Annotated in this window: 1 protein-coding gene; it reads right to left on the reverse strand. The window is 54.1% G+C overall.

Annotated elements, in window-relative coordinates; genetic code table 11:
• A partial coding sequence (locus K9U40_RS24335) for a hypothetical protein (RefSeq protein ID WP_282892607.1) occupies positions 1-403 on the reverse strand: 403 nt, incomplete at both ends.

Consider the following 403-nt stretch of genomic DNA (forward strand, 5'->3'; position numbering starts at 1 on the left):
CTGTAACCCTGTTCGCCTGCGCGGACCAGGAAATCCATCACGTAAGCCGTCAGCCAGTACTCTTCGTCACCGTTTTTATCCCACAGCGCAAAGCCGCCGTTATCACGTTGCATTTGCAGCAAACGGGAAATGCCGATATCGACCGATGCACGGCGTTTCTCATCACTGTCGCCTTTGATGCCCAACGCCTGCAGTTGGGCTGCGTTGGTATAAAGTGACGGAAACAGGCCGCTGGCGGTTTGCTCAAGACAGCCGTACGGATACGCTTTTAACTCTTTGATATAACGTGCGATGTTCAGCGGTGGTTTGCCGCTCAACAACAATTGCCCTTCCAGCGTAACAGGCGAGAAGTTTTGCAATCCATCCGCCGGAATCGCCCATGTCTCACCAGGCTGTAACGCCG

Origin of the sequence: Xanthobacter autotrophicus (assembly GCF_030015065.1) — a bacterium.
Taxonomy (GTDB): domain Bacteria; phylum Pseudomonadota; class Alphaproteobacteria; order Rhizobiales; family Xanthobacteraceae; genus Xanthobacter; species Xanthobacter autotrophicus_D.